This is a genomic window from Mesorhizobium sp. M0189, assembly GCF_040322135.1.
Taxonomy (GTDB): Bacteria; Pseudomonadota; Alphaproteobacteria; order Rhizobiales; family Rhizobiaceae; genus Mesorhizobium.
Genome location: NZ_JAMYSW010000059.1, coordinates 1 through 993, shown reverse-complemented (window position 1 = coordinate 993; position 993 = coordinate 1). Strand labels below are relative to the sequence as shown.

At 63.6% G+C, this 993-nt stretch carries 1 protein-coding gene; it reads right to left on the bottom strand.

The genetic code is table 11. From position 1 onward, the window contains the following. Positions 1–67: 67 nt before the first annotated feature. The coding region (locus tag NKJ09_RS32430; RefSeq protein ID WP_352764783.1) for an IS4 family transposase at positions 68–993 on the bottom strand (926 nt) is incomplete at its 5' end.

Sequence of the window (993 nt, the reverse complement as noted above, 5' to 3'; positions counted from 1 at the left end):
GCTTTCGATTACCCACATCGTCGGCTTGATCCAATAGAGATGCCGAAGGCGATGTCGTGCAAGCGGGTCATGCCGCGCCAGACGACCATGTTGCCGGGAGGCGGATCATGTTTGCGGGCGAGATAGCCGCCAAGCATGGCGATTTGCAGCAGGTAGGCGCGAGCGTGGGCCGTTGGAGACGCGGTCGTGTTCGGGCGGCGTCGATCTGGTCGAGCGCAGTGATCTCGGCGAAGGTGAGAACGCTGTCGGGCGCGGCGTCTGGCTTGGCGCGCGCCGACATAGTGACGAAGAATATTCGCCAGCTGACCACTGCGATGAGAGCGAGGAACTTCGCCAGCCTCTCTGCGGTCTCGAGCCTCGCCTCCTCGGCGCGGCAGCCGGACTTCATGACCTTGTGGAACACCTCCGCCTTCCAGCGCAGGGCATACCAGCCGAGCTTCTCAACCGCCGCGGAGAGATCGCCGACCGGCAAGTTCGTCACCAGCTTCCAGTCGATCGGCTCGCGGCCGGGCGGCGGATCCTCTTCGAGGGCTTGGATGTAAGTCAGAACCTGCGGACTGTAGCGCTTCTGCTTGCCCACGGGCGGCAAGGTGTTGATGGCGGCGAACTTCACCTGCAGCCAGGTCGTCTCGTCCTGATCGATCGTAATGCGATGACGTCCTGCCCAAGGCGCCGCCGCAAGCTGGGCAAAGACGCGATGAGCAGGATCGTGTGGGGCAGCATCGGCAGGCCGCTCGGCCAGCCTGTTCGTCTGCACCCGCACGAGGAAGCTGGTACCGAGGTCCTGCGCGGTGCAATAGAGCTCGTAGATGTCGCTCTCCCGGTCACCCACATGCACACAGCGCTCGGGCGCGCCCACGAGCGCGATGGACTGATACGCAAGTTCTCCAGCCAGCGGTAGCTCTCCTTCGTCTCGATCGGCACGCGCGTGGGATTGATGTGCCGCTTGAGCGCGAGCGTTCCCTTGAATTTCGTTCGGGTCCAGAACTTCAC